We start from the raw sequence: 24,546 nt of genomic DNA on the forward strand, positions 1-24,546 counted from the left end.
CCCTGGCCTTGCCGTCCTTCGCCGCGTCCCTACCAGCCTCCAAAGCTTCTCTCCCCCAGAAAGGAGTTCGAAACATGAGCAACTTCGTGACCGTCAAAGATGGTGCCCAGATCTTCTACAAAGACTGGGGTGTGGGCCAGCCCATCGTCTTCTCGCATGGCTGGCCGCTATGCTCGGACGCGTGGGATGCACAGATGCTCTTCATGGGTCAGCACGGCTTCCGTGTAATCGCCCATGACCGCAGGAGCCACGGGCGCTCCAGCCAAACGTGGAGTGGCAACAACATGGACACCTACGCCGACGACCTGGAAGCCGTGCTGGAAGCAGCCAACGTGAGTGGCGCAATCTTGGTCGGTCATTCAACCGGTGGCGGCGAGATCACCCATTACGTGGGTCGTCATGGCACCAAGCGCGTGGCCAAGATGGTGCTGGTCGGCGCCGTTCCTCCGTTGATGCTCAAGACCAAAACGAACCCCAACGGCACGCCATTGGAGGCTTTCGATGGGATCCGCGCTGGCGTTGCCGGCGACCGGTCGCAGTTCTACAAGGACTTGGCGACGCCGTTCTTCGGCGCCAATCGCGACGGCAACAAAGTGACCCAAGGCATGCGCGACAGCTTCTGGCTGCAGGGCATGCTGGGCGGCGTCAAGGGTCAGTATGACTGCGTTCGCGAGTTCTCTGAAGTGGACTACACCGCGGATCTGAAGAAGATCGACAAGCCCACGCTGGTGATCCACGGCGACGACGACCAGATCGTCCCGATTGATGCGGCCGGCAAGCTCTCGGCCTCAATCGTCCGCAACGCCAAACTGAAGATCTACAAGGGTGCGCCACATGGCCTGGCCGTCACCCACACCGAGCAGTTCAACCAGGATCTCCTAGAGTTCTCGAAGTTCTGATCCTCAAAGCCCGGCGAGATCGCCGGGCTTTTCTGCAGCTGACAGGCTCACACATCAGGGCTTCCCTAGCGGCACAGCGCTTTCAAAACCAATCTTCAACGCGCACGCACGCTTCGCCGAGCGAGCAAGCGCCGCTATCGAGCGATTCGCTGATGGCATCTGATTCCGGTGCTATAGCGCGCGGAGATCTGCAAGTTCGATATGAGGAAGCGGAGTGTTTCCCGGCGCGCACCAATCCGGAAAGCCATGGATTTCAAGGGAAAGTCGCTGCGGTCACAAAGCTTCAAGCCTTGATTTTCGTACCAAGCTAGAAGATGACACGGGCGTCAGTCGACGGACATCTTGTCGACGCTTAACATGTATTGATGGTAATGATTCTCACCCGCGACGGCTGATGCCGGAGCTCACACGAGGCGCGTAGTGGCAACGAAGGCTGACAACCTGCGCCTCGCTGGGAGAGGCGTCAGTGCCGTGTTGGGCGGCTATGGCATGGCAGCGCTGTATGCCCTCGTGCTTGGCCGATTGCTGCCGCTGCAGCCTGTCGACGCTTCGTTGGTCGCAACAATGGCCTCCTTCATCATTTACGCCCTGACCGCAGTCTGGTCCTTCGCGGCAGCCACCCTTCGAAGCGCAGCTTTGGGTCTGTGCGTGCCTGCAGCCCTTGGCGTGCTGACCCTGTTTGTTAACCAGGCGATCTCCAAGTGAGCAAGGCTCCGGGATTTCGGCAAAGCCAGTCGGTCCTGCACACCTGGTCGGGACTGGTGGTGGGCTGGGTGCTGTACTTGATCTTTCTCACCGGCACAGCCAGCTACTGGAAGGAAGAAATCACTCGATGGATGCAGCCTGAGGTGGGCATTCCAGGCCTGCCTGAGCAAGGGTTAGGCGCTGCGGTCGGCTTTCTCTCCACACATGCACAGGGTGCAGACCGTTGGGCAATTGAGCTTCCTGACGCGCGCGCTGCTGGCACCCGGGTCACATGGCTTCCAGAAGGCGCAAAGCCAGCGCGCCGGGGCCAGAGCAATCCCTATCAAGCCACGCTCGATGCACACGGCGTCCCGGTTGAGCCGCGACAGACCCGCGGCGGCAACTTCTTCTATCGCCTTCACTTTGACCTGCATTACATCCCGGTGTTGTGGGCGCGCTGGTTTGTCTGCTTCTGCGCGATGTTCATGCTGGTGGCGATCGTGTCTGGCGTGATCACCCACAAGAAGATCTTCGCTGACTTCTTCACCTTTCGCAGGACCAAAGGCCAACGCACCTGGCTCGATGGCCATAACGCCTTGGCCGTCCTGTCGCTGCCGTTCCACCTGATGATCACCTACACGGGCCTGATTACCTTGATGACCCTGTACATGCCATGGGGGGTGAAGGCCAACTTCGACGATCGGGACCAGTTCTTCGAGGCTCTCCAACCGCGCGCAGTTGCTGCGTTGCGTCTTGGCCAGCAGGCATCACTTCCGGACTTGGCTGCCATTGTCAAAACCGCTGAAGCGCGCTGGGACAAGGGGCATGCGGGTAGCATCACCATTGAACATCCAGGTGATGCAGGAATGCGCCTGACGGTGCGCCGGCGCAGCGGTGACCTGATCTCTGATCGCGCCGATCCCGTGGAGTTCAACGCTGCAGGCCAAGTCACTGACTCCCAGGATCCGCCATCGGCTGCCGTGCTGACGCGCGACGGCATGATTGGACTCCATGCTGCGCGCTTTGCCCCATTGGCGCTGAGATGGCTGTTTTTCCTGTCCGGTGTCGCGGGCACTTTGATGGTCGTCACCGGACTTGTGCTCTGGACTGTGAAACGCCGCCAGCAGCTTCCTGATCCAAGCCACCCCCATCTGGGATTTCGACTGGTCGAAAAACTCAACGTCGGCTTCCTTGCAGGTCTGCCCATCGCCATGACGGGCTACCTCTGGGCCAATCGGCTGCTGCCCACCAGCTACGCGGGCCGCGCTGACGCTGAGGTCACTGTGTTCTTTGCGCTCTGTGCGGTCTGTCTTGGCCACGCGTTCATGCGCCGGTCCAGGCAGGCATGGTGCGAACAGCTTTTTGCAGCCGGTGTCATGCTCATCGGCCTGCCGCTCTACAACCTCATCCTCCCGCCTCACGCCCTAATCCACGCCATTGCCGTAGGCGACGGCGCGCTCGCAGGCATGGATGCCGGCATGCTGGCCCTGGGGGGCAGTGTGTTGTGGGCCGCACGCAAGGTCCGCCGCTTTGCGCCGGCCCCAAGGCGCATTCCGCGCATGCAGACACAAGCACCGGCAACGGAGCCAAGAGCATGATCCTGCTCGCCCTGGCATTGGCCTTCGCGGGGTTTGGGAGTTTGGCGCTGTCCATGGAGCGACACTGGCGTGAAACCTTCGGACAGATGCGCGAGCGGCGTAGCCCCCATGCCTCGCGCCTGGCTGGCTTTTCCGCCTTGGTCCTAGCGCTTTGGCCATGCGTGCGCGTGTGGGGATGGGCGATGGGATGCATTGGCTATTGGGGCGTCCTGGCCGCTGCTGCAGCTCCAGTGCTGCTCATCCTGAGCTTCTGGCCCAGGACTACCACTCAAACAGCTCGCCGCCGCTAGCCGACTGCTCTTTCGCTTCAACATCTGAGGTTACCTATGTCCATCGTCTTCCATGGCGCGCCGCTGCGTCGGGCGCCGCTCACCTTGGCTTTGGCGCTTGCCGGGTCTATCGGCCCTTCCCTCGCTTTCGCACAGGCGTCTGAAACCACACAAGATCGCGCTCCCAACGCGGATGCGACTGAGCTCGACAAGGTGCTGGTCACCACCCGGACCGAGGGTTACCAGGTCTACGGCACCAATACGGCGACCAAGCTTCCACTCACCCTGCGCGAGACGCCGCAATCGCTCACCGTCTTCACGCGTCAACGCATTGAAGATTTCAACCTCATCACGATCGCTGAAGTCCTGCAGCAGACGCCCGGCGTCAGCGTGCAGTCTTACGACAGCAACCGCACGCTGTTCAACGCACGTGGTTTTGCCATCAACAACTTCATGTTCGATGGCGTACCGACCTATTACAACACCGGCGCTGGCGGCAATTCGGTGCTGAGCGATACATCCATTTACGAACGCATCGAGGTCGTGCGCGGCGCCACCGGCCTTGTGACCGGATCCGGCAATCCTTCAGCGACAGTCAACATGGTGCGAAAACGTCCGACTTCCGATTTCCAGGCCAGCACCAGCCTGAGCGCAGGCTCCTGGGACTATCGTCGTGCGGAGGTAGATGTCTCCGGTCCCCTGACCAAGTCAGGGGCAGTGCGCGGACGGCTGGTGGGCGCCTACACAGACAAGGACACCTGGGTCAGGTTCCAGCATGACAAGTCGCCGAGTCTCTACGGGGTCGTCGAGGCCGACCTCTCGGACAGCACACGCCTACGTGCAGGCATCGACTACCTGAAGACTCAATCCGACGGGGGTGCCTGGAGCGCATCGCCGCTGTTCTTCAGCGATGGAACCAAGACCCACTTCAGCCGTTCCTATAGCGCCGCAGCCAAGTGGAACCGCTGGGATCGCGAAAGCACAAACTACTTCGCCGTGCTCGAACAGCAGCTGCCGGCCGGCTGGAGTGGCCGTATCGCCGTCAACCGTCGTGCCACCGATACCGACAGCCTGCTCCTGGCAGGTTCTAATACCGGTAACTGGGCCAACTCGACCACGGGTCTTGGCCTGAACATCGCCAAGACCTACTCCATATCGGAGACGCGAGAGGACGCCTTTGACCTTTATGCGTCGGGGCCTCTCCAGATTTTCGGACGCGAACATGAGCTCGTGTTCGGTGCGAACCACTACAGCAGAGAGCTCAGTACGATCCGTACCGCGTTCCTGGGCAGCTATCCCACAGTTTTCCCCAGCATCTTTGATTGGGATGGTGACATTGCCGTTCCCCAGCTCCGGAACTATGGCTATCCAAGCTCGGTCGCGGACACACGCGAGACAGGTTATTACGGTGCCATTCGACTCAACCCCATGGATCACTTGAAGGTGATTGCTGGCGCCCGCTACTCGGACTGGAAGACGGACACCGACAACTACAACGTCGACAACGTGTTTACCGGCACCACGGGCCGCTACAGCGAGAGCAAGGTCACGCCGTACTTTGGGGCTATCTACGATCTCAGCTCATCCATCTCTGCATTCGTCAGCTACTCCGATGTCTTCCAGCCGCAGAACCTTCGTGACAAGGACAACAATCAGCTCGACCCGGTCATTGGCAAGAACTACGAATATGGCCTCAAGGGCGAATTCTTTGGTGGCCAGCTGTACACAGCGCTCAATGGCTTTCACATGCAGCAGGACAATGTGGCCGAGCTGGATCCCAGCGTGGAGCCGAACTCCCTGCCCGACGGGAGCTCTGCATACAGGGCGCGCTCCGGCGTGGAAACATGGGGCGCAGAGTTCGAAGTGTCTGGCTCAATCACACCAAACTGGAGCATGACTGGCGGCTACACCTATGCATACAGCCGTGATCAGACTGGGGCCCGCGTCTTCACGGTCAGCCCGATGCATCTGGGCAAGTTCAACACGACCTATTCGGTTGGTGACTGGACCGTGGGCGGGGGGGTGACCTGGCAGTCCGAGGTTTATCAGATCCAGGCCATTCCGACGGGTCAATTCACCTCAGCGGGTCGACCTGTTACGGCGACCGGGCGCGTCACCCAAGGTGGCTACATCCTTGCAGACCTGATGGGGCGTTATCGAATCAATGACCATCTGAGTGTGGGTGTCACCCTGACCAACCTCTTCGACAGGGTGTACTACCGCAACGTCGGGTACTTCAATTCCGGTTACTGGGGAGAGCCCCGCCGCGTTCTCTTCAACTTGCGCGCCAAGTTTTGAGGGCGCAACGGTACCTAGACGGCAAATTGGCCTCTGCAGCAACGGCTGCAGAGGCTGATGACTGATCATTCGCTCGCGCAAGGCAATACAAGTCTTCTTGGACCAACGGTTCTAAGGTGCTGACAAGGGCGGGACCTTCAATTCGGCCTGTTCTTGGCTGTTGCGATCAATCTGTCCATCAGCGAATCCGCTGATGTGAGAAGCCAAGTTCCCCCATTGAAGCGCTTGAAGAGGACGACGTCATGCATCTCGAACAGCAGGCGGAGCATCGCTCGGCCTTGATATTTGGTGGCTCGCGCGGGATCGGTGCGGCGATCTCAAAGCGCTTGGCTCGTGAGGGCCACTCAGTAGCTCTGACCTACGTCTCCAGGCCTGACGCTGCTGAGGAGGTTGTCACAGGCATTCGCGCGCTGGGTGGAGTTGCGATGGCCATCAAGGCCGATAGCACCGACAAGCACGCGGTTGATGCTGCGGTCCATCAAACTGTGGAGCGCTTGGGCCCGTTGAAGGTAGCGGTCGTTAATGCAGGCATCTACCGCAGCGCGCCGCTCGAGGAGGTCTCGTCCCAGATGCTGGACGAGCTCCTGAACATCAACGTGCGCGGCGCCTTTTTTGCCATCCAGTCTGCAGCATCCGTGATGGGAAGCGGTGCCCGAATCATCACGATTGGTAGCAGTGTTGCGATTCGATCCGGATTCGCCGGAGGTGGCCTCTACTCCATGACCAAAGCCGGCTTGGCAGCACTGGTGCGCGAACTCGCCGTCGAGATCTCGCCGCGAGGCATCACCATCAATAACGTTCAGCCCGGACCCGTCGAGACCGAAATTACCGCTGGATTCTTGGATGCCATGCTTCCCAGAAGCCATGTCGGGAGAGTGGGTCAGCCCGAAGACATCGCCAGCCTGGTGTCCTATATCGCGGGCAGCGAGTCGTCCTACATGACTGGAACGAGCATCACGATGGATGGCGGCTTCGTCCTCTAACTGTTGTCTGCGACCGCCTTTCTATTGCTGGTGCTACCGACTTTCGGGCGCGGCTCGTCGCGCCCCAGCCAGGAGGATGTTGCACGTGCGCAAGCAAACGACCCCGTCTACCGCCCATTCCCGCTTTTTTTTGATTCGTCATTGGAGCGCAGCTTCTCTTTGGCTGTTCGGAGGACTGATCAGCCCGCAATCCGCACTCGCCCAACCGCCCGCTGAGCCGTTCCAAGCTAACCGGCAGGTCTCTGCCGGAGATCTGAGCGTGGGCTACGTCGATCTTGGCCCCGCTAAGGGTGAGGTCATCATCCTTCTGCACGGCTGGCCGTACGACATCAGCAGCTATGCCAAAGTCGCTCCCATTCTCGTCTCCAAGGGTTACCGCGTAATCGTTCCGCACACACGAGGGCATGGAACAACGCGCTTTCTGAAAGAAGACACGCCCCGCAACGGCGAACCTGCGGCGCTTGCCTCCGATGTCGTTGCGTTGATGGATGCATTGAAGATAAAGCAAGCCACGCTAGCTGGCTACGACTGGGGCGCGCGCTCTGCCGATATCGTTGCTGCGCTTTGGCCGGAAAGGGTCAAGGCACTGGTGTCTGTTAGCGGCTACCTCATTAGCAGCCAGGACGCGGGCAGCAAGCCGCTCCCGCCTAAGGCCGAGCTCCAATGGTGGTACCAGTTCTACTTCGCTACCGAGCGTGGACGTGCCGGCTACGCGCAGAACACTCATGAATTCGCGAAGCTTATCTGGCATCTCGCCTCGCCGCAGTGGGAGTTCGATGATGCGACGTTCGCGCGCAGCGCCGTATCGCTTGATAACCCCGACCATGTTGAGATCGTCATCCACAACTATCGTTGGCGGGTTGGCCTAGCACATGGTGAAGCCAAATATGCAGCGCTCGAAGAGAAGCTCGCTCAGATCCCTTCAATCGGTGTTCCGACCATTACCATTGAAGGCGACGCAAACGGAGCGCCACATCCGCTCCCAGAAGCTTACGCCAAAAGGTTTTCTGGGCCTTACGAGCATCGCTTGCTGACTGGAGGTATTGGCCATAACCCGCCGCAAGAAGCGCCAGAGGCATTTGCCCAGGCAGTAGTAGATGCGACGAAGCTATGATTTACAGCGCAAGCAAGAGCTCTTAATAGATCCCGATCCTTTCGCGCCGATGGTTACGGGAAGCTCCTCATGCTTGGCTGCGAGCTGATTGATCGTTGTGAGGAAACGTACCGTTCGCGCGGTTCCAACCCCGAGGTCCTCTTCGATCATCGTTAGCGCTAGCTCCGTTACGAACTGACCTCGATCAGAAGCAAGAAATCCCGGCCGCGAGATCAGCCCTTCCTTCGCTTGCTTCACCGGAATTTGTGGGAATCGCTCACGGAAGTGTGTCGCATATCGCCAGTCTGTCGCTATTTCCCTGCCTATCAGAAGTCCGGCTTCGGCCGCTACGAAGGCGCCCGTTCCGACCACACCTAGCCGACGTGCGGCTCGACTGGATTCATCAAGGCACCTCGTGAATGCTGGGGCGTAGCTCACCAGTCGCGGATCATCAGGCCCCAAGATCAACAAGGTATCTGAACGCGACTCTGAAATCGGCCTGGTGCGCAGCCACTCTCCGCAGCTGCTTTTAACTGCTCTTCCTTCAGCAGAGACCAGACTTACTTTGTACGCATTCGTGCGGATGCGTCCAACAATCGCGAATGCTGCAAGAAGCCTACATAGTTCCGACTTTTCAACGCCTTCCGGCAGCGCGATAGATACGCCCCGAGCCCTCATGAGCTAGCCATCCGCTTCTCCATCGGCGCTTCATACAAGTCCGCGCACGATGAGTCTTCGGCATTTTTATCCACGCGGCTTGCATATTTTTGCCGGCCTCAGTCAAAAAAAAAGCTATGTACTGAGACCAGCTAAATGGCCAGCTCCCCCGGGGGGGCATGCCGCTTCGTTGAGATGAGAAGTGACTGGGGCAGCTTTCGGCCATGAGCCGACATCCCGGCATGGCTAGGTCCATACACGTCGCGATTTTCGCTTGATCAAATTTTCAGAGTGTGGAACAGGAAAATTTTCGTGCAAACGCAATAGTGCAAACTGATATGGCTTCAAAGCCAACGTAGAGCAGGCCAATGAAAGCCAGATAAAGCCAGCCGTGCGCCCGATTTGGGCCACAGTAAGCCTCGGCAAGGCATCTGAACACCCGGGCGATCGGAAAGATGCTGAGCGATATCGCGCTGACCGCGGCAACTGCAACAACAAGCAGAGCGAACTTGCCGACGTTCGAAGAATGCCAGAAATGCTTGTTGCGCCGAATCGCGAGATACGCCCTTAGCGGGAGAAGTGTGAAAGCGAATAGACCAACAAAGCCCAATGCATAGATTGAGCCAGCGAACAGCAGATACGACCAATCTGTCATTGCACCACCACCCCAATACTCGAAATCCTGACTTCAGCCCCACGCTGACGAAAACGTCCGCTTCGGGTCGCAAGCAGAAGCTACTCATAGAGCTTGATGCTGGAAATCCTAAGAGTGTCAGCTTCAATTTCATACATGGCACCGCCGCCGAGCACCCTTTCGGCGGCATCCTGCTTTAGGGAAAAAACAACGACATAGATTCCGTTCCTTCTAGAAATCCCTATCGAATAATTACGACGGTCATAGACGTACTCGACGAGTGCCTTACTGCTTTCATCGATCGCTATCTGTTCCTGCTGCCGAAACAGTTCCTTCTCGAAATTTTCAGCAGCCACCCTTCCCGCGCCAAGCGCCTCGTCGAGGTCTCCAGCCCTTACTGAAAACGCGAAGACGGTGCTGAAAATAGCCCAAAGCCCGAACAAAGATTTCATTGATACCCTCCGAGCAAGTCTCCATCATTCAGTCCACATAGCTATCCGCTTCGGTCGAATGTTGCCATGCCGGCGTGGTGAAGACTAACGGTCAGTTGCTGACATAGCCGATGTTGTCGATCAGGCCTTGTTCGGTGCTCAGCTTAAGGCTTGGATCTGTTAGCGACGGAAGGGCTAAAGCTATATGCCTGCCACACCCCACCCGTCGCCTCGGCGCTCATCAATGCAGCTCAGACAGGACACCCTCGGCCAGCATCCACCGGCGCGTTACCCCGATCGCCTCAAGAAAGGCGCGGTCGTGGCTGGCGACCAGCATCGCTCCTTGGTAGCCGCTCAGCGCCTGTTCCAGGTGCGCGACAGTGTCCAGGTCAAGGTTGTTGGTGGGCTCGTCGAGTAAGAGCAACTGCGGCGCCGGCTCGGCATGCAGCATGCACAAGAACACCGCGCGTAGCCGTTCGCCGCCAGACAAAGCATCCAGCGGTAGATTTGCCCGGTCGCCGCGAAAGCCCAAGCCTGCCAGCAGCCTCGCGCGCTCGGCTTCCGGCAGGCCCGGCGCAGCCTCAGCGAAGTGTCGCGCGACGCTTCGCCCAGGCTCGGGCAGTTCCAGCCTCTGCGACAACCACGCGATGCGCCCCGGCCCGCGGCGCACGCTGCCTGACTCGGGAAGCACGTCGCCAGCGATCAGCCTCAGCAGCGTCGTCTTACCGACCCCGTTGGCGCCCAGCAGCGCGATGCGTTCGGGGCCGCGGATCGTCAGCGTCGCGCCTTGCGTACCGAAAAGCGCACGGCCATCACGCTGCACGCGCAGACCTTCACCATGGAACAGAACGCGTTCGTCCGGCACGCGCGTGGCGGGCGCCGGCAGGTTTATCGGACCGGAGGCATCCACCGCCTGCACCGCGTCGCGCAGCTGGGCGCGAGCCTGGGCCAGGCGGTCGGCATGTACGTCGTCGGCCTTGCCGGCCGACACCTGCGCGGCGCCGGCGCGCCTGCCGGCAATCAAGCGCGGTAGGCCGGCATCGCCAACCCGACGTTCGGCACGGCCACTGCGGCGCTCGGCGCGTTCCCGTGCATCCTGCCTTGCGTACTGCTGCCGCCGCACCTCGCTCCGCAGCTGGCGCACGCGTTGTTCGGCGACCTCCTGCCCGGATTCCACTGCGTCGCGATAGAAGCCCCATCCTCCGCCATGCAGCTGCAGGTGATCGGCACGCAGTTCGGCGATCTGGTCCACGCCTTCGAGCAGCTCGCGATCATGGCTGGCCACCAACACGCAGCCCGGCCAGCTGGAGAGCACGTCGCGCAGGCGGTGACGGGCGGCTTGGTCGAGGTGGTTGCTGGGCTCATCGAGCAACAGCACGTCGGGGCGCTCCAGCAGTCGCGCCGCCAAAGCCATAGACATCGCCTCACCCCCGCTGAGCGTGGCCAACGGGCGCTCCAACGACAGCCCATCAAGTCCAAGGCGGCCCAGCATCGCGGCGACGCGCTCATGCAGATCCCAGTCTCCGTCCACTAGGTCGAGCGCCTCTGGCTCGGCGTCGCCCGCCAGCACGGCATCCAGCGCGCACAACTTTGCCGCCACGCCGAGGGCGTCGGCCACCCGCGCGTGGGGTGCGAGCACGAGCTTCTGTGGCAGGTACGCCACGCGGCCATGCAGTTCAATGCGTCCGGCGGAGGGCGACAACTCGCCGGCGAGCAGGCGCAACAGCGTGCTCTTGCCGGCGCCGTTTGGTGCGACAAGGCCCGTGCGCGCGGCGCCGAGGGTGAAGGAAAGATCGTCGAGGACGGGCGTGCCGTCCGGCCAGGCAAAGCTCAGGTTCGATACGCGGATGGGCGCAGGGGACATGGAAATCCTCCGTGGGATGCGGCGCGCACGGCATGGCCAGCGCGGCGGACGCCCGCGCGCACGCCAGCCGCTCACGGCTGCGCGGTCGCGCGGTCTACGGGGAATCAGGGCTCACACGTCCGAAGGGTCTCCTGTCGAGGCCGCTACTCTAGCGCGGCCTGGCTGAAGCGCACGGATGCCGGTCACGCACCCGCAGGCAGAACGAGCACCGCACAAAGCCCACCGCCCTCGCGGTTGCCCAGTTGCAGTTCACCGCCGAGGGCCTGCGCCAGCTGCTGGGCGATCGCCAGCCCCAGCCCGGTACCGCCACTCTCGCGACCACGCGAAGGCTCCAGACGATGAAAAGGCTGCAGCACTGCGGCCAGCGCGTCGGCGGGAATGCCGGGGCCCCGATCAAGCACCTCGATCCGCACGTGGCCGTCCGCCTGCCGATGCAGCGCCGCCTCAGCACTGCCCGCGTAGGCGAGCGCATTGTCGACCAGGTTCTGCACCACGCGCCGCAGCACTTGCGGGTGCGTCGGCAACGCCACCGCCTCGGTATGGCCCATTTGCACGGCGCGGCCCATGTCCTGGTAATCGTCCACCACACTGCCGAGGAAGGACTGCAGGTCCACGCGCACAGCCGGCCCCAGTGCGACATGCGCGCTGCGCGCATAGGTCACGCCTTCGCGCACGAGCTGGCCGAGCTGGGTGACATCATCGAGCAGGCGCGACTGGGTCGGGCCTTCTTCCATGCTCTCTACCCGCAGGCGCAGGCGGGTGATCGGGGTCTGGAGGTCATGCGAGATTGCAGCGAGGATTTGCATGCGCTCAGTGACATGCGTGGCGATGCGTGCCTGCAGCGCGTTGAGCGCACCCGCAGCCTGGGCAACTTCGCGCGGACCATCCTGCGGCAACGGCGGGGATGGCCGCGCCGGGTCCAACCGCCTAGCCGCATCGGCCAACCGCGCCAGCGGACGTGTCACCGCGCGCACCGCCACCCACGCGCAGGCGATCAAAAGCAGCACCTGCAGCGCCAACACCCACGGCAGCCAGCGAGCCAATGGCAGCAGCGAAGGCGTGACCTCGATCGTGAGCGGCTGGCCGTCGGCCAGCGTGAGCTCGATCTCATACCGTTCCGGGATGGCGGATACGGCACGCGGCCGCAGCGCGTAGTGATGGCCCAGCGCGTTGTCGACCAGCCCGGTGACTTGCCGCGCACGCTCGCTGTCCAGTGCCGTGCCGGGTTGTGCAGGACGCATCAGATAGCGATAGGTGCGCCGCTCCAGCCTTGGCAGCCAGGCCTGCCGCTCGGCCGGCGACAGCCGCTCGAGCAGCGCCACACTCAACGGGACGTCCTGCTCCATGCCGCTGAGCATCATGCCGCGTGTGGCGAGGTCGCGCTCGTGCAGCAGCAGGCCAAACGACAGCGCATGCGCCAGCAGCAGGCCGCCGGCCAGCAGCAGCACCAGCCGCGTGCCCAGCGAACGCGGCCACGGGATGCGCAGGCTCACGCAGGGTCCCCGATCAGCGTGACTGGCTGGCAGAACACATAGCCCTCGCTGCGCACGGTCTTGATGTAGGCCTGCTCGCGCGCCGCATCGCCCAGGCGCTGGCGCAAGCGACTGACCAGCAAATCGATCGAACGATCGAACAGTTCTGCGTCGCGACCCTGCGTGAGGTTGAGCAGCTGGTCGCGGCTGAGCACGCGCTGCGGGTGGTCGACGAAAACGCGCAGCAGGCGAAACTCGGCGGCGCTGAGCGGATAGGCGGTGTCCTGCGCATCGAGCAGATGGCGCGCGGTGGTATCCAGCCGCCATTCGCCGAAGCCGATCAGCCGCGCCGCCTCACTTACCTGCAGGTTCGGCGGCAACATGCGGGTGCGGCGGATCACAGCATTGATGCGCGCCAGCAGCTCGCGTTGCGAGAACGGCTTGACGACATAATCGTCTGCGCCCATCTCCAGACCGATGATGCGATCGGTCTCGTCATCGCGCGCGGTGAGCATCACCACCGGCACGGCGCGGTGCTTGCCCGCACGCAGGTTGCGGCACAAGGTCAGACCATCTTCGCCAGGCATCATCACATCGAGCACCACCAGGTCTACGTCGCTGGTGTCCAAGGTTGCCTTCATCTCGCGGCCATCAGCGGCCAGACTCACGCGCAGGCCGTTCTTGCGCAGGTAGTCACCGACCAGCTGGCGGATATCGCGGTCGTCATCGACGACGAGAATATGATCGGCGTGGGACATCAAGCTTTCCGTGGACGAGGGGACGCGGCGAGGCGCGATGGTAGCTTCTTGCGCGAAGGTGGAATGTGCGCTCAGCCACCGCCGAAGCCGGGCGCCTGCCCGGCGGGCTTCATGCCGGCCGCTTCGAGGATGGTGTCGGCCACCTCGCCGGGTGCGGAAAGCGGCGAGACATGGCTGGACGCAATTGAACGGCATTTCGCGCCGATGCGCTGCGCTGTAGCGACCTGCATCGCAGGCGTGAGCATGCGGTCATTGCGCGAAACCACGTACCAGCTCGGGCGCGAGCGCCACGCCGCCACGTCCACCGGCTCGGAAAGCGCGGTCGCCTTCAATGGCAACTGGTGCTTCACCACCTCGGCAATCTGCACGGGCACCAGGTCCTGGGCGAAGTCTTCGGCCACAGTGTCGGGTGACAGCGAGAGGAAGCCGTCTTTCTCCACCAGCTGCTGTAGCCCGGGCGCGACGGGGAAGTGCTCGCCCTGCTGCGCGGAGGTCTGGCCGACGTCGGGCGCGAAGGCGGCAACGTAGACGAGTGATTCGACCTTCGGGTCCACGCCCGCTTCGGTGATTACCGTGCCGCCCCACGAATGGCCGACCAGCACCACCTTCCCCGGTGCGGCATCGATGGCGCGGCGCGTGGCGGTGACATCGTCGGCCAGCGAAGTCAGCGGGTTTTCCACCTCCACCACCGGCACGCCACGACGCTGCAGGCGCAACGCGACCGCGTCCCAGCTCGACGCATCGGCGAACGCACCATGGACGAGGACAACTGTGGGCAGCGCGACGCGCTCGGCTCCAAACGCGATGACGGGAGAGACGGCGGCGGCCAGCAGGCTGGCTAGGGCAACGGTACGCACCATGGCGTTGACTCCTCGGCTTGGGGCCTGCATTGCAGCGCCGCGCTGTATCGGGCCGTTGTCGCGTCGGTGGCGAAATGTATGCGGGCCGCGCCCGCGAGGCGCTGTACACATTCAGATACAAAGCCGCGGCCGTTTTGTATCGATGTGTATCCGGCGGCCAGCGGGTGCGGCTTGCTGACAAAAGCGGCGGTTGGGGGACACGGGCGGGATACGCCCGGGGCATGCAATGCACACACCGCCGGACGACACCGCCGGCACCGCCCCCATCACGACAGGAGTACGAGCATGTCCAGCCTCTTCCGCCGCACCCCGATGCGCCTGGCCACCCTGCTGCTGGCTGCCCAGCCCCTGCTGGTCGGCATCGTCAGCGCCGCCACCCCACCCGCGCCGCTGGTCGCCGACCAGCACGTCGTCGCCGGCGATCTGGATATCGGCTACGCCGATCTCGGCCCGAAGACGGGCGAAGTGGTGATCCTGCTGCACGGCTGGCCCTACGACATCAATAGCTACGCCGAGGTCGCCCCCAGGCTTGCCGCACAGGGTTACCGGGTGGTCGTGCCGCACCTGCGCGGCTACGGCAGCACGCGCTTCCTCTCGCCCGACACCCCGCGCAACGGCGAGCCGGCCGCCCTGGCTTCCGATGTCATCGCGCTGATGGACGCGCTGCATATCCAGCGCGCCACGCTGGCCGGTTTTGACTGGGGTGCGCGCTCGGCTGACATCGTCGCCGCGCTGTGGCCGCAGCGGGTCAAGGCGCTGGTATCGGTGAGCGGATACCTGATCAGCAGCCAGGAGGCCGGCCGCAATCCGCTGCCGCCCTCGGCCGAACTGCAGTGGTGGTACCAGTATTACTTCGCCACCGATCGCGGCCGCGACGGCTACGCGCAGTACACGCATGATTTCGCGCGGCAGATCTGGAAGCTGGCCTCGCCGGAGTGGAAGTTCGACGACACCACCTTCGCCCGCAGCGCGGCGTCGCTGGACAACCCCGACCAGGTCGCCATCACGATCCACAACTACCGCTGGCGGCTGGGCCTAGCGCAGGGCGAACCCAAGTACGCCGCGCTGGAGCAGCGCCTGGCGCAGCTGCCGGCCATCACCGTGCCGACCATCACCCTGGAAGGCGATGCCAACGGCGCGCCCCATCCGCGGCCGGAAGCCTACGCGGCGAAGTTCACCGGGAACTACGAGCACCGCACACTGCGAGGCGGCATCGGTCACAACCCGCCGCAGGAAGCGCCTGCCGCCTTCGTCCAGGCGGTCATCGACGCCACCCGCTTGTAACCGGAGCGCCGCGATGAAGCCGATCCTTCAATCCGCGCTGCTGTTGTGCGGTGCTGCCACGGCGCTGGGCGTCGCCTTTCTTGCCCGCGCTGACGATGCCGGCCCCGCCACCCCGATCTATGGCGTGACGCTGCCGCATGGCTACCGGCAGTGGGAACTGATCGCCCCGGCCGAGGAAGCCGCCCCGCTGGACGAACTGCGCGTGGTGCTCGGCAACCCGCTGGCGGTGCGCGCATTCCGCGAAAACATCCGCCCATTCCCGGACGGCGCAGTGCTGGTGAAGCTGGCATGGAAGCGCGCGCCTTCAGGCGACTTTGCCACCGCCACGGTGCCCGGCGCCGCCACCACAGTGCAGGTGATGGTGAAGGACTCAAAGCGTTACGCCGCAACCGGCGGCTGGGGCTATGGCCGTTTCATCGATGGCCAGCCTGCCGACGAAGCCCAGCACCGCACCTGCGATGCCTGCCATGCGGCACGCGTCAAGCAACGCGACTACGTGTTCACCCGCTACGCGCCGTGATCGCCACCGCGCACGCGAACCCTTAAGGAGCTCCTCATGAATTCCCTCGATACCGTGCTGTACACCGCAAAGACCCGCGTTGTTGGCGGCCGCGAAGGCCATGCCCGCAGCGACGACGGCCAACTGAACGTCGCACTCTCCCCGCCGGGCAGTGGTCGTCCCGGCACGAATCCCGAGCAGCTGTTCGCCGCTGGCTGGTCGGCGTGTTTCGAAGGCGCGATGAGGAGGGCTGCGAGTGGCTTGCAGATCGCGCTGCCGATGGACACCGCCATCGACGCGGAAATCGATTTGGGCAAGACCGGCGTGGAATTTCAGCTGCAGGCGCGACTCGCGGTGTTGCTGCCGGGCCTGTCACGCGAACAGGCGCAGGTGCTGGTCGAACAGGCGCATCGCCTTTGCCCGTATTCGCGGGCCACGCGCGGCAACATCGGCGTGCGCATCGACGTTCTCTAGCCCGGAGGCAACGACATGCTCGCCTACGCCCTGGCCATCGCCGCTGGTATGGCCACTCTGCTATCCCCGTGCATCCTGCCGGTGTTACCGATCGTGCTGGCCACCACGGCGGGGCGTGGCCGCGCCACGCCGCTGTGGATCATCACCGGTTTCGTCCTGAGCTTCGCTGCGGGCGGCTGGCTGATCGGCGCGCTCTCGGCCTCTTCCGGCGCGCTGCAAGGTGCGATCCGCGATGCCTCCATCGGCGTACTGTTGCTGGCTGCGCTCTCGTGCTTCTGGCCAGCCCCGTTCGAGGCATTAGTGGCAAAGCTGCAGGCTTGGCGCAGACCGCGTAACTCCGGGCGTCTGCTGGAGGGTGCAATCGGCGCGCTGCTGGTTGGCGCTTCGCTCGGCCTGGCGTGGACGCCCTGCGCCGGCCCAGTGCTCGCTTCCGTGCTGGCGCTGGCCGCCAGCGCCCAGGCGCCGGGAAAAGCCACCGCGTTGCTGGGCGTGTATGCGCTCGGTGCAGGCCTGCCCATGTTGCTCATCGCCTATGGCGGACGGTGGGTGGACTCCCGCCTGTCCGTGCTGCAACGCCATACCACGCTATTCCGCCGCGGCTTCGGCGCGCTCGCCCTAGGTATCGCGCTTCTACAGCTGTTCCAGTACGACGTGCTTGTCTCGGCCTGGGCGACGCAATGGCTTCCCTCCGTTTCGCAAGGACTCTGATCATGCGCAAGCTCGTCCCCACCCTCACCCTGCTGGCCGCCTGCGTGTTCGCCAGCGCCTGCTCGCCGCAGGTGCAGGCCGACCAGGTAGAACCCAGCCACACCTCGCCCGCCCCAATGGCGCCGGACTTCCAAGGCATCGGCCAATGGATCAACTCCTCCCCACTGTCATTGCCGCAGCTGCGCGGGAAAGTGGTGCTGGTGGAGTTCTGGACTTACTCGTGCATCAACTGCATCCACGTGCTGCCGCATGTGAAGCAGTGGCATGCCGACTTCCACGATCAGGGTCTGGTGGTGGTGGGCGTCCACACGCCCGAATATGCCTACGAAAAGCAGACCCACAACCTGCAGGCCGCGGTGCAGCGCTTCGGGATCACGTACCCGGTGGCACAGGACAACGACTACCGGACCTGGAGTGCATACGGCAACCAGTACTGGCCCGCGCTGTACCTCATCGATGCGGATGGCCGCATCGTCTACCAGCATTTCGGCGAAGGCGGCTATGCCCAGACCGAGGCAAAGATCCGCCAGCTGCTGGCCGCACGGCGCGATGATGCGCCCGCGTCCCGCGCCCCCTGATCCCCAAGAGTTCATCCATGTCATCAAGATGGTTCATCACCGGTAGTTCGCGCGGTCTCGGCCGCTCCCTGGCCGAAGCGGTACTTCAGGCCGGACACTCGCTCGTCGCCACGGCACGCGACCCGGCACAGCTGGCCGACCTGTCCGAACGCTACGGCGATGCGGTGCGCACCGTGGCGCTGGACGTCACCGACGAGGCGGCCGCACAACACGCGGTGCTGGCAGCGATCGAGACGTTCGGCGGCATCGACGTGCTGGTCAACAATGCCGGCTACGGCAACGTCGACTCAGTGGAAGACACACCACTGGCCGACTTCCGCCGACAGATCGAGACCAATCTGTTCGGGACAATCATCATGACCAAGGCTGTGATCCCGCTGATGCGTGCACAGCGCAGTGGCCACCTGATGCAGCTCTCGTCGGTGGGCGGGCGCATAGGTGCACCTGGCCGCGCACCATACTCAGCCGCCAAGTGGGGCGTGGAGGGCTTCTCCGAATCGCTCGCGCTGGAGATGGCGTTGATCGGCGTCCACGTCACCATTGTTGAACCCGGCGGCTTCCGCACCGATTTCGCCGGGGCTTCCACTGAACTGCGCGAGGGACGCGCAGAGTACGACGCGGTCGTGGGCGCGACGGCACGTCGCCAGCGTGGCTACGATGGCCACCAGCCTGGGGACCCGGCACGCGCAGCGCAGGCGATCCTCGCCTTGGCGTCAATGCCGCAGCCGCCGCTGCGCATCGCGCTGGGCAGCGACGCGGCCGATGCCATCGAAGCGGCCGACTGCCGGCGACTGGAGGAATTGCGCCGCTGGCGTGCGCTCAGCGTCTCGACCGATTTCTCGGCTTAGCGAGCGATTGGCTGGAGCAGGCACATTCCACAGATCAATAAAGCCGGTCGCGCCCTACCCTCGCTAAACCTGCCTAATCGTTCTGCCTCGCTAGTCCGCTTCCGGCCACAAGCGGACATGAGAGTGATCAGTGCTTAGCGAAGTGCCGTTGCAACCTTACAGACAGACCAACCAACACGATCAGCACCGGCACCTCGATCAGCGGCCCGATTACAGCTGCAAAAGCGACGGGTGATGCGATCCCGAATGCAGCCACCGCAACCGCAATCGCCAGCTCGAAGTTGTTGCCTGTCGCGGTGAAGGCGATGGCCGTCGTGCGGGGGTAGTCCTTCGCGATGAGCTTGCCCAGGGCAAAGCTGATACCGAACTGAATCAGGAAGTAGAACGTCAGCGGCACTGCGACCCGCACGACATCCAAAGGCAACCGGACCACGTCGCCGCCCTTCATCGCGAACATGACCACGATGGTCAGCAGGAGCGCCACCAGGGTGATCGGGCTGATCGCAGGCAGAAAACGATCCCGATACCAGGCTGCACCTCTGCTGGCGATCAAAAGGCGCCGCGTGATGTAGCCAGCCGCGAAGGGGATGCCCAGATAAATCAGCACGGCCTCGGCAACCGGCCAGAACCCCACGTCCAGCACGACACCCTGCAGACCGATTGCGCTCGGGAGCACTGACAGGAACAACCAGGCGTAGATGCTGAAAAAGGCGATCTGGAAGATCGAATTGAAGGCAACTAGCCCAGCAACATATTGGTTGTCACCACCAGCCAGCTGGTTCCAGACCAACACCATCGCGATGCAGCGCGCCAAGCCGATCAGGATCAAGCCGGTCATATAGCCCGGCTGGTCCCGCAGGAAGATGACCGCCAGCGCGAACATCAGCACCGGACCGACGATCCAGTTCTGCAGTAGCGACAAGGCCAAGACTCGCCTGTCCTGGAAGACGACGCCCAGCTGCCCGTAATCGACCTTCGCTAAGGGCGGGAATATCATCAGGATCAGCCCGACCGCGATTGGCAGGTTCGTGGTCCCGATGGTCAATGCATCGATCTTGCCTTGCACGCTCGGCACGAGCGCCCCAAGGGCGACTCCGATTCCCATCGCGATGAAGATCCACGCAGTGAGGTAGCGATCAAGGAACGAGAGCCGGCCGGGGCGCGCTGCAGCCTCGCTGGACATCAGCAGCACTCCGCCTGCACGCCGCAGGTCTCTTGGTCGCCCGCGCAGCAGTTCTCTGTCAGGTAGCCAACCAGGCCGGTCATGACATCGAAGTTCGCCCGGTAGCAGATCGTTCGGCCCCGCTGCTCTCCCGCAACCAAGTCAGCCGCCGCCAGCTCCTTCAGATGAAAGGACAGCGTGGGCGCCGGCAACGATAGGGCCTGGGCAATCTCCCCGGCCAGTTTGCCCCCGTGCCCTGCCTCGACCAGCACGCGATAGATGGAGAGGCGTGTGCCGTTGCCAAGCGCCGCCAGGGCGCGAACTGCTGTGGTATGTTCCATATTTCCAGAATAGTTGAAACGTTAGCCAGGAACAACCAATGCTCGATCTCCCCAACATCGACCCCGGCCTGCTGGACACACCCAGCCTCGCCCGACTTGCCGTCGAACAGCCGCGCGCCCACAAGCCGCGCATCCTGATCCTCTATGGCTCACTGCGCCCGCAGTCCTTCAGCAAGAAGCTGGCTCAGGAGGCGCAGCGCCTTCTGGAGCATTTCGGCGCCGAGACCAGGCTGTTCGACCCACATGAGCTGCCGATGCTGGACGCCGTGCCGGCCGATCACCCCAAGGTCCGCGAACTGCGTGAGGCGTCCATGTGGTCTGAAGGCCATGTCTGGGTCAGCCCGGAACGACACGGGACGCTGACGGCTGTGCTGAAGAACCAGATCGACTGGCTGCCCTTGGAAGATGCAGGCATGCGTCCCACCCAGGGTCGAACGCTCGCCGTAATGCAGGTCAGCGGCGGCTCGCAGTCCTTCAACGTAGTGAACGCATTGCGCGTGCTGGGCCGCTGGATGCGCATGGTGACGATCCCCAACCAGTCGTCGGTGCCGAAGGCTTGGCAGGAATTCGACGAGGCTGGGCGCATGAAGCCATCTGCCTATTACGACCGGGTCGTGGACGTGATGGAGGAACTGGTGAAGTTCACCTTGCTCGTCCGGGACCGCAGCGACTACTTGGTAGACCGCTACAGCGAACGAAAGGGCGATGCCCAGGCCGCTGCACTGGCTGCATCATCAGGCGCGACCACAGCGCCCGTGGCCGCAGGAGCCACAACATGAAGGCGACGATTTATCACAACCCCAGCTGCGGCACCTCGCGCAACACGCTCTCATTGATCCGCCATGCAGGTATCGAGCCGACGGTCATCGAGTATCTGCAGACGCCCCCGACAAAGGACACACTCACCGTCTTGATCCGACGTGCTGGCCTGTCTGTCCGCGACGCGGTCCGGCAGAAGGGCACGCCGTATCTGGAACTCGGTCTCGACGATCCGGCCCTGACAGATGACCAACTGCTGGACGCGATGATCGCGACGCCGATCTTGATCAACCGGCCGCTGGTCGAGACCGACCTTGGCGTTCGCCTCGCGCGGCCGTCTGAGGTCGTCCTGGACATCCTGCCAACGCTGCCCAGCCCGTTCCAGAAAGAAGACGGTGACATGGTGATCGACACCCGCACGCCCAGCGCAGAAAACTGACCCGAGGCCGCATGAACATCATCTCTCCGATTGCGCTGGACCGACGGGTTCTGGACCTGCTCGTCGCCAGCGGACTTCCCATCGAAGATCTAGAAGATGATGTGCCGCGCCTCTACGCAGGTGCCGAGGAGGAAGGACGCCTCATTGGCGTCGTCGCAATCGAGATGCACGGAAATGTGGGCCTGCTGCGCTCGCTCAGCGTTCGCCCCGACGCACGCGGCATGGGCCTGTCGCTAGCGCTGATCGATGCGGGCGAGCGGCTTGCCGCAGAGGCTGGGATTGCCAAGCTGTTCCTGCTCACGACGACCGCCGCACCGCTCTTCGAGCGCTGTGGCTACGCGCTAACGCCCAGAGCAAACGCGCCCGATGCGATCCGTTCGACGCGGCAGTTCTCGGGCATGTGCCCCTCGTCGGCGAGCTTCATGTCCAAGACAATTTAGACGAACGGTTGCGGAACCAGATACCGAACATCGACCGGACCGTCCACTCGAAACTCATCAGGGCAAGGGTCCACCGGACGTCCGCTACGGATCGGTAGCTGCCAATCGTTTCCTGCCCACCCAGGCCAGAAGTTGCATAAGAAGATCCAGTCGACGACCGGCGGTCAGAAATCAGAGCGTGTCACTCACCCGCCGGTTCTTCGATGTATGGAGATTGGCCAAGGCATCGTCGACTTCGCCGCAACCCATACCAATACCATGGTCCATCCCTAGGACTTCGCTTCGATCAGCATCACCAGGCGTCTTCGGCGTCCTGCACGGCCCGTTCGTCCTGTTCTTGCTGCGCCTGTTCCTGCTGCTCTTCGGCGTAGGCTTCACACCCCTCGATGAAGGAAGCAGAGTTCCCGCCGCAATCATCTGGGTCATCAATGCCGTTTTCTTCGGCCCAGTTGTAGCCCGCCTCGTGCCCCGAGCAGCCCTGGGTGCAGGCTGATCCGCGGAAGTAGAACGGAACCGCTGAAGCGATCGGTCTGGGTGGCGGCGCAGCTGCAGTGGTCACGTTGATCTCGTCGCATCCCGCACGTGGGTAGGCGAGGTAATGGGCAACACCTTGGACATCGACGCACTTCCAGATCGACACGATCCGCACCTGATGCGCAGGCACTGCAGGCACCTGGACCGGGGCTGTGACGTGCGCACGCGGCATCAGCAGTGCGATGTAGGTAGCAGATGGATCGATCTGCAGGCCGTTCGCCTGACGGCGATCCACCAACCCGGTGAACGGATTGATGTTGCCGGCGCTGGAATAGTTATCGCTAGCCGAGCTGTTTGGTGCGCTCCGGTAATGCGGAGCGACGTAGGTGCCGTCTTTGCGGAAGTAGCCCGACACATGGACCTGGGCGACCGCAAGCAGGGGCATCACGCCACTGAGCAGCACCAACATGCGCACCAACCATTCCTTGGCCATTTGAATCCCTCCCCTTGCCGCATCGTTACCCACGAGGCCGGGCTGATCAAGTCGGTGATCTTGGACGACGGGCAGGGCCAGGTCGTCGCCACGGACAACATCGGTTGGCACACGAGGCACATCCAGTTGCAGTCCAAGAAGAGCTCCGGAGTGGCTCGGGTGCAGCACCAGTGTTATGAGACGGGGTCGTCTTCAATCGGCTAGAAGCGGACATCGAACATAGGGCGATGCCGACACTGACTCAGCAAGGACACACCCGGTCACAGGTTAAGGACGGGAGTCCAGCGGTATAACAGTCACGTGCCCACACCTGGCTCGCCACCGCTTAACCAAAGAACGAAACCGCCCCACACCGCCAGTCCGACAATCGACGCGAACAGGGATGCCAAGGCTGCGCGCTTGAACCAAACGGCGGTGCGTCCTGGGTTCGACGTGAGCACCGAGTCATCTGGGCACTGCACGATGAAGGAAAGGATATAGAGAGCCGATGATGCGGTCGCAAGAATGAAGACCCTCACAATGAAGTAGTCAACGGTCACCAAGGCAATTCCGCCAAGGGCCGCCAGGGCGACCCAAGGCTTCTCACGACCCTTTCGCATTCGCTTCCACAACTTGAGCATGACCTGATATGCACCCAGGCCAGCGCACACAGCTAACACACAGATGAGCGCACCTTTCAGAACGTCTGGCAGCACTTCGCTCATGCAAATCCTCTGCGTGTGTTCGCCAGCTGGACATCGTCAACTAGTCGATAACCGGCCCCACGAACCGCATGAATCAGCTTTACGTCGGAGCCAGCATCCACGCTCTGCCGAAGTTCGTAAATGTGACCACGCAGGCCCCCATGCTTCGGCGGCAGGTCTCCCCAAACCGCCCATTCCAGGGTTCGTGTGTAGACGACGGCAGGGCTTGCGGCCATGAGCACCTCTAAGAGGCGCCTGCTCACAGGAAACAGGTGAATGACCTTGCCAGCCCTCGTAGCCGTCAGGGTCTGCAGGTCGAATTTCAGATCCCCAACGCGCAGGACTTTGCCAACTGAACGGCGCGCCCGATGCAGCACCAGGACCTCAATGCGCACTTCCAGCTCCACAGGCGCGCAGGTAGACAACAAGCAATCGTCTGCCCCAGCCCGAAGGAGTTCGATCTTAGTATCCACGTCGTCGTTTGGGATCAGCACCACGATCGGGTATACGCGTCCAATCGCCCGCCGAAGCTGCTGCACACACTGAGCTGCCAGCCTGGTGTGTGGCCCAACGCCAACCACGCAAGCGTCGCCGGCCAAGGTAATGTCTCCCACCCTGGACAAGTTGATCCGCCGTATCTGATGTCCGCGAGCGGCAAGGCTTCTAGCGGTCGCGCGGATCACCTCGTTATTTGCGATGACATCAATCAGCATCGCATTGCTCCCGACCGCCTACAGCCCCCTCTGACAACGCAGAAGTTGCGCGCTCCGATGACGAAAAACCCAGGGTCGAGGTCGATGCAAGGCAATCAACAGCAGCCCACTCCGTTAGCGCAAAGACGACCCACGATTGTCTGAATTCTCT

At 62.8% G+C, this 24,546-nt stretch carries 26 protein-coding genes; 15 read left to right on the top strand and 11 right to left on the bottom strand.

Translation table 11 applies throughout. The features are described from left to right. Positions 1 to 74 precede the first annotated feature (74 nt). The 6 genes from BMZ17_RS07440 (at position 75) to BMZ17_RS07470 (ending at position 7,845) form a co-directional block, all read left to right on the top strand. Entirely contained in the window at positions 75 to 899 is an 825-nt protein-coding gene (locus BMZ17_RS07440) for an alpha/beta fold hydrolase (protein WP_093137707.1), read from the top strand. Between the two features lie 420 nt (positions 900 to 1,319). Then, positions 1,320 to 1,604, top strand: a complete 285-nt coding sequence (locus BMZ17_RS07445; protein ID WP_093137709.1) for a hypothetical protein — start codon at positions 1,320 to 1,322, stop codon at positions 1,602 to 1,604. Further along, positions 1,601 to 3,181: a PepSY-associated TM helix domain-containing protein gene (locus tag BMZ17_RS07450; RefSeq protein ID WP_093137711.1), complete on the top strand. Its 1,581-nt coding sequence runs from the start codon at positions 1,601 to 1,603 to the stop codon at positions 3,179 to 3,181. The genes BMZ17_RS07445 and BMZ17_RS07450 overlap by 4 nt, the downstream gene beginning before the upstream one ends. Positions 3,182 to 3,507: 326 nt before the next feature. Then, positions 3,508 to 5,748: a TonB-dependent siderophore receptor gene (locus BMZ17_RS07460; RefSeq protein ID WP_093137715.1), complete on the top strand. Its 2,241-nt coding sequence runs from the start codon at positions 3,508 to 3,510 to the stop codon at positions 5,746 to 5,748. Positions 5,749 to 5,990: 242 nt separating this feature from the next. Beyond that, the gene (locus BMZ17_RS07465; protein ID WP_175485498.1) at positions 5,991 to 6,731 is read left to right on the top strand and encodes an SDR family NAD(P)-dependent oxidoreductase; all 741 of its coding nucleotides are present in this window, start codon (positions 5,991 to 5,993) and stop codon (positions 6,729 to 6,731) included. Between the two features lie 85 nt (positions 6,732 to 6,816). Next, a complete protein-coding gene (locus BMZ17_RS07470) occupies positions 6,817 to 7,845 on the top strand; it encodes an alpha/beta fold hydrolase (RefSeq protein WP_254775211.1) in 1,029 nt (342 codons plus the stop codon). A 922-nt stretch (positions 7,846 to 8,767) separates the two neighbouring features. Here the strand turns inward: BMZ17_RS07470 and BMZ17_RS20880 are convergent. The 6 genes from BMZ17_RS20880 to BMZ17_RS07495 all read right to left on the bottom strand — a co-directional run bounded on the left by BMZ17_RS20880 (position 8,768) and on the right by BMZ17_RS07495 (position 14,500). Next, a complete protein-coding gene (locus BMZ17_RS20880; protein WP_139202820.1) occupies positions 8,768 to 9,136 on the bottom strand; it encodes a hypothetical protein in 369 nt (122 codons plus the stop codon). Positions 9,137 to 9,216: 80 nt separating this feature from the next. Next, on the bottom strand, positions 9,217 to 9,567 hold the full coding sequence (locus BMZ17_RS07475) for a hypothetical protein (protein ID WP_093137719.1): 351 nt from the start codon (positions 9,565 to 9,567) through the stop codon (positions 9,217 to 9,219). Between the two features lie 220 nt (positions 9,568 to 9,787). Then, positions 9,788 to 11,410: an ABC-F family ATP-binding cassette domain-containing protein gene (locus BMZ17_RS07480; RefSeq protein WP_093137721.1), complete on the bottom strand. Its 1,623-nt coding sequence runs from the start codon at positions 11,408 to 11,410 to the stop codon at positions 9,788 to 9,790. 182 nt (positions 11,411 to 11,592) lie between these two features. Then, positions 11,593 to 12,858, bottom strand: a complete 1,266-nt coding sequence (locus BMZ17_RS07485; RefSeq protein WP_254775212.1) for an ATP-binding protein — start codon at positions 12,856 to 12,858, stop codon at positions 11,593 to 11,595. Between the two features lie 41 nt (positions 12,859 to 12,899). Continuing rightward, entirely contained in the window at positions 12,900 to 13,640 is a 741-nt protein-coding gene (locus tag BMZ17_RS07490) for a response regulator (RefSeq protein WP_093137723.1), read from the bottom strand. Positions 13,641 to 13,711: 71 nt separating this feature from the next. Beyond that, positions 13,712 to 14,500 (bottom strand): alpha/beta fold hydrolase, encoded by a 789-nt coding sequence (locus BMZ17_RS07495; RefSeq protein ID WP_093137725.1) that lies wholly within the window; start codon positions 14,498 to 14,500, stop codon positions 13,712 to 13,714. Positions 14,501 to 14,785: 285 nt separating this feature from the next. Here BMZ17_RS07495 and BMZ17_RS07500 point away from each other — a divergent pair, with 285 nt between their 5' ends. Genes BMZ17_RS07500 through BMZ17_RS07525 form a run of 6 tightly spaced genes read left to right on the top strand, consistent with a single transcriptional unit; the run spans position 14,786 to position 18,891 of the window. Further along, positions 14,786 to 15,784 carry an alpha/beta fold hydrolase gene (locus BMZ17_RS07500; protein ID WP_175485500.1) on the top strand — a complete coding sequence of 333 codons (999 nt, stop codon included), beginning with the start codon at positions 14,786 to 14,788 and terminating at the stop codon, positions 15,782 to 15,784. Positions 15,785 to 15,797: 13 nt separating this feature from the next. Then, the gene (locus tag BMZ17_RS07505) at positions 15,798 to 16,304 is read left to right on the top strand and encodes a cytochrome P460 family protein (RefSeq protein WP_093137727.1); all 507 of its coding nucleotides are present in this window, start codon (positions 15,798 to 15,800) and stop codon (positions 16,302 to 16,304) included. A 36-nt stretch (positions 16,305 to 16,340) separates the two neighbouring features. After that, on the top strand, positions 16,341 to 16,757 hold the full coding sequence (locus tag BMZ17_RS07510) for an organic hydroperoxide resistance protein (protein WP_093137729.1): 417 nt from the start codon (positions 16,341 to 16,343) through the stop codon (positions 16,755 to 16,757). 15 nt (positions 16,758 to 16,772) lie between these two features. Continuing rightward, positions 16,773 to 17,465 carry a cytochrome c biogenesis CcdA family protein gene (locus BMZ17_RS07515; RefSeq protein WP_093137731.1) on the top strand — a complete coding sequence of 231 codons (693 nt, stop codon included), beginning with the start codon at positions 16,773 to 16,775 and terminating at the stop codon, positions 17,463 to 17,465. A 2-nt stretch (positions 17,466 to 17,467) separates the two neighbouring features. Beyond that, a complete protein-coding gene (locus BMZ17_RS07520; protein ID WP_093137733.1) occupies positions 17,468 to 18,043 on the top strand; it encodes a thioredoxin family protein in 576 nt (191 codons plus the stop codon). Between the two features lie 17 nt (positions 18,044 to 18,060). Continuing rightward, positions 18,061 to 18,891 carry an oxidoreductase gene (locus BMZ17_RS07525; RefSeq protein WP_093137735.1) on the top strand — a complete coding sequence of 277 codons (831 nt, stop codon included), beginning with the start codon at positions 18,061 to 18,063 and terminating at the stop codon, positions 18,889 to 18,891. Positions 18,892 to 19,018: 127 nt separating this feature from the next. Here the strand turns inward: BMZ17_RS07525 and arsB are convergent, their stop codons facing one another. Beyond that, positions 19,019 to 20,074, bottom strand: coding sequence for an ACR3 family arsenite efflux transporter (gene arsB, locus BMZ17_RS07530; RefSeq protein WP_093138104.1), 1,056 nt, complete (start codon positions 20,072 to 20,074; stop codon positions 19,019 to 19,021). Then, positions 20,074 to 20,394 (bottom strand): ArsR/SmtB family transcription factor, encoded by a 321-nt coding sequence (locus tag BMZ17_RS07535; protein WP_093137738.1) that lies wholly within the window; start codon positions 20,392 to 20,394, stop codon positions 20,074 to 20,076. The genes arsB and BMZ17_RS07535 overlap by 1 nt, the downstream gene beginning before the upstream one ends. A 38-nt stretch (positions 20,395 to 20,432) precedes the next feature. Between BMZ17_RS07535 and arsH the strand changes: the two genes are divergently transcribed. Genes arsH through arsN2 form a run of 3 tightly spaced genes read left to right on the top strand, consistent with a single transcriptional unit; the run spans position 20,433 to position 22,032 of the window. Further along, positions 20,433 to 21,173: an arsenical resistance protein ArsH gene (gene arsH, locus BMZ17_RS07540; RefSeq protein ID WP_093137740.1), complete on the top strand. Its 741-nt coding sequence runs from the start codon at positions 20,433 to 20,435 to the stop codon at positions 21,171 to 21,173. Next, positions 21,170 to 21,592 (top strand): arsenate reductase (glutaredoxin), encoded by a 423-nt coding sequence (gene arsC, locus BMZ17_RS07545; protein ID WP_093137743.1) that lies wholly within the window; start codon positions 21,170 to 21,172, stop codon positions 21,590 to 21,592. The genes arsH and arsC overlap by 4 nt, the downstream gene beginning before the upstream one ends. 11 nt (positions 21,593 to 21,603) lie before the next feature. Further along, a complete protein-coding gene (gene arsN2 / locus BMZ17_RS07550) occupies positions 21,604 to 22,032 on the top strand; it encodes an arsenic resistance N-acetyltransferase ArsN2 (RefSeq protein ID WP_093137746.1) in 429 nt (142 codons plus the stop codon). A gap of 292 nt (positions 22,033 to 22,324) precedes the next feature. On the opposite strand, the gene BMZ17_RS07555 is transcribed toward arsN2, so the two are convergent. From BMZ17_RS07555 to BMZ17_RS07570, 3 genes are all read right to left on the bottom strand, one after another. Next, the gene (locus BMZ17_RS07555; protein ID WP_093137749.1) at positions 22,325 to 22,999 is read right to left on the bottom strand and encodes a hypothetical protein; all 675 of its coding nucleotides are present in this window, start codon (positions 22,997 to 22,999) and stop codon (positions 22,325 to 22,327) included. Positions 23,000 to 23,295: 296 nt separating this feature from the next. Further along, complete coding sequence (locus BMZ17_RS07565; RefSeq protein ID WP_093137755.1) at positions 23,296 to 23,703, bottom strand: hypothetical protein; 408 nt, start codon at positions 23,701 to 23,703, stop codon at positions 23,296 to 23,298. Further along, on the bottom strand, positions 23,700 to 24,395 hold the full coding sequence (locus tag BMZ17_RS07570; RefSeq protein ID WP_093137757.1) for a response regulator transcription factor: 696 nt from the start codon (positions 24,393 to 24,395) through the stop codon (positions 23,700 to 23,702). The genes BMZ17_RS07565 and BMZ17_RS07570 overlap by 4 nt, the downstream gene beginning before the upstream one ends. Positions 24,396 to 24,546: the final 151 nt, after the last annotated feature.

The organism is Pseudoxanthomonas sp. GM95 (assembly GCF_900109775.1).
GTDB lineage: Bacteria > Pseudomonadota > Gammaproteobacteria > Xanthomonadales > Xanthomonadaceae > Pseudoxanthomonas_A.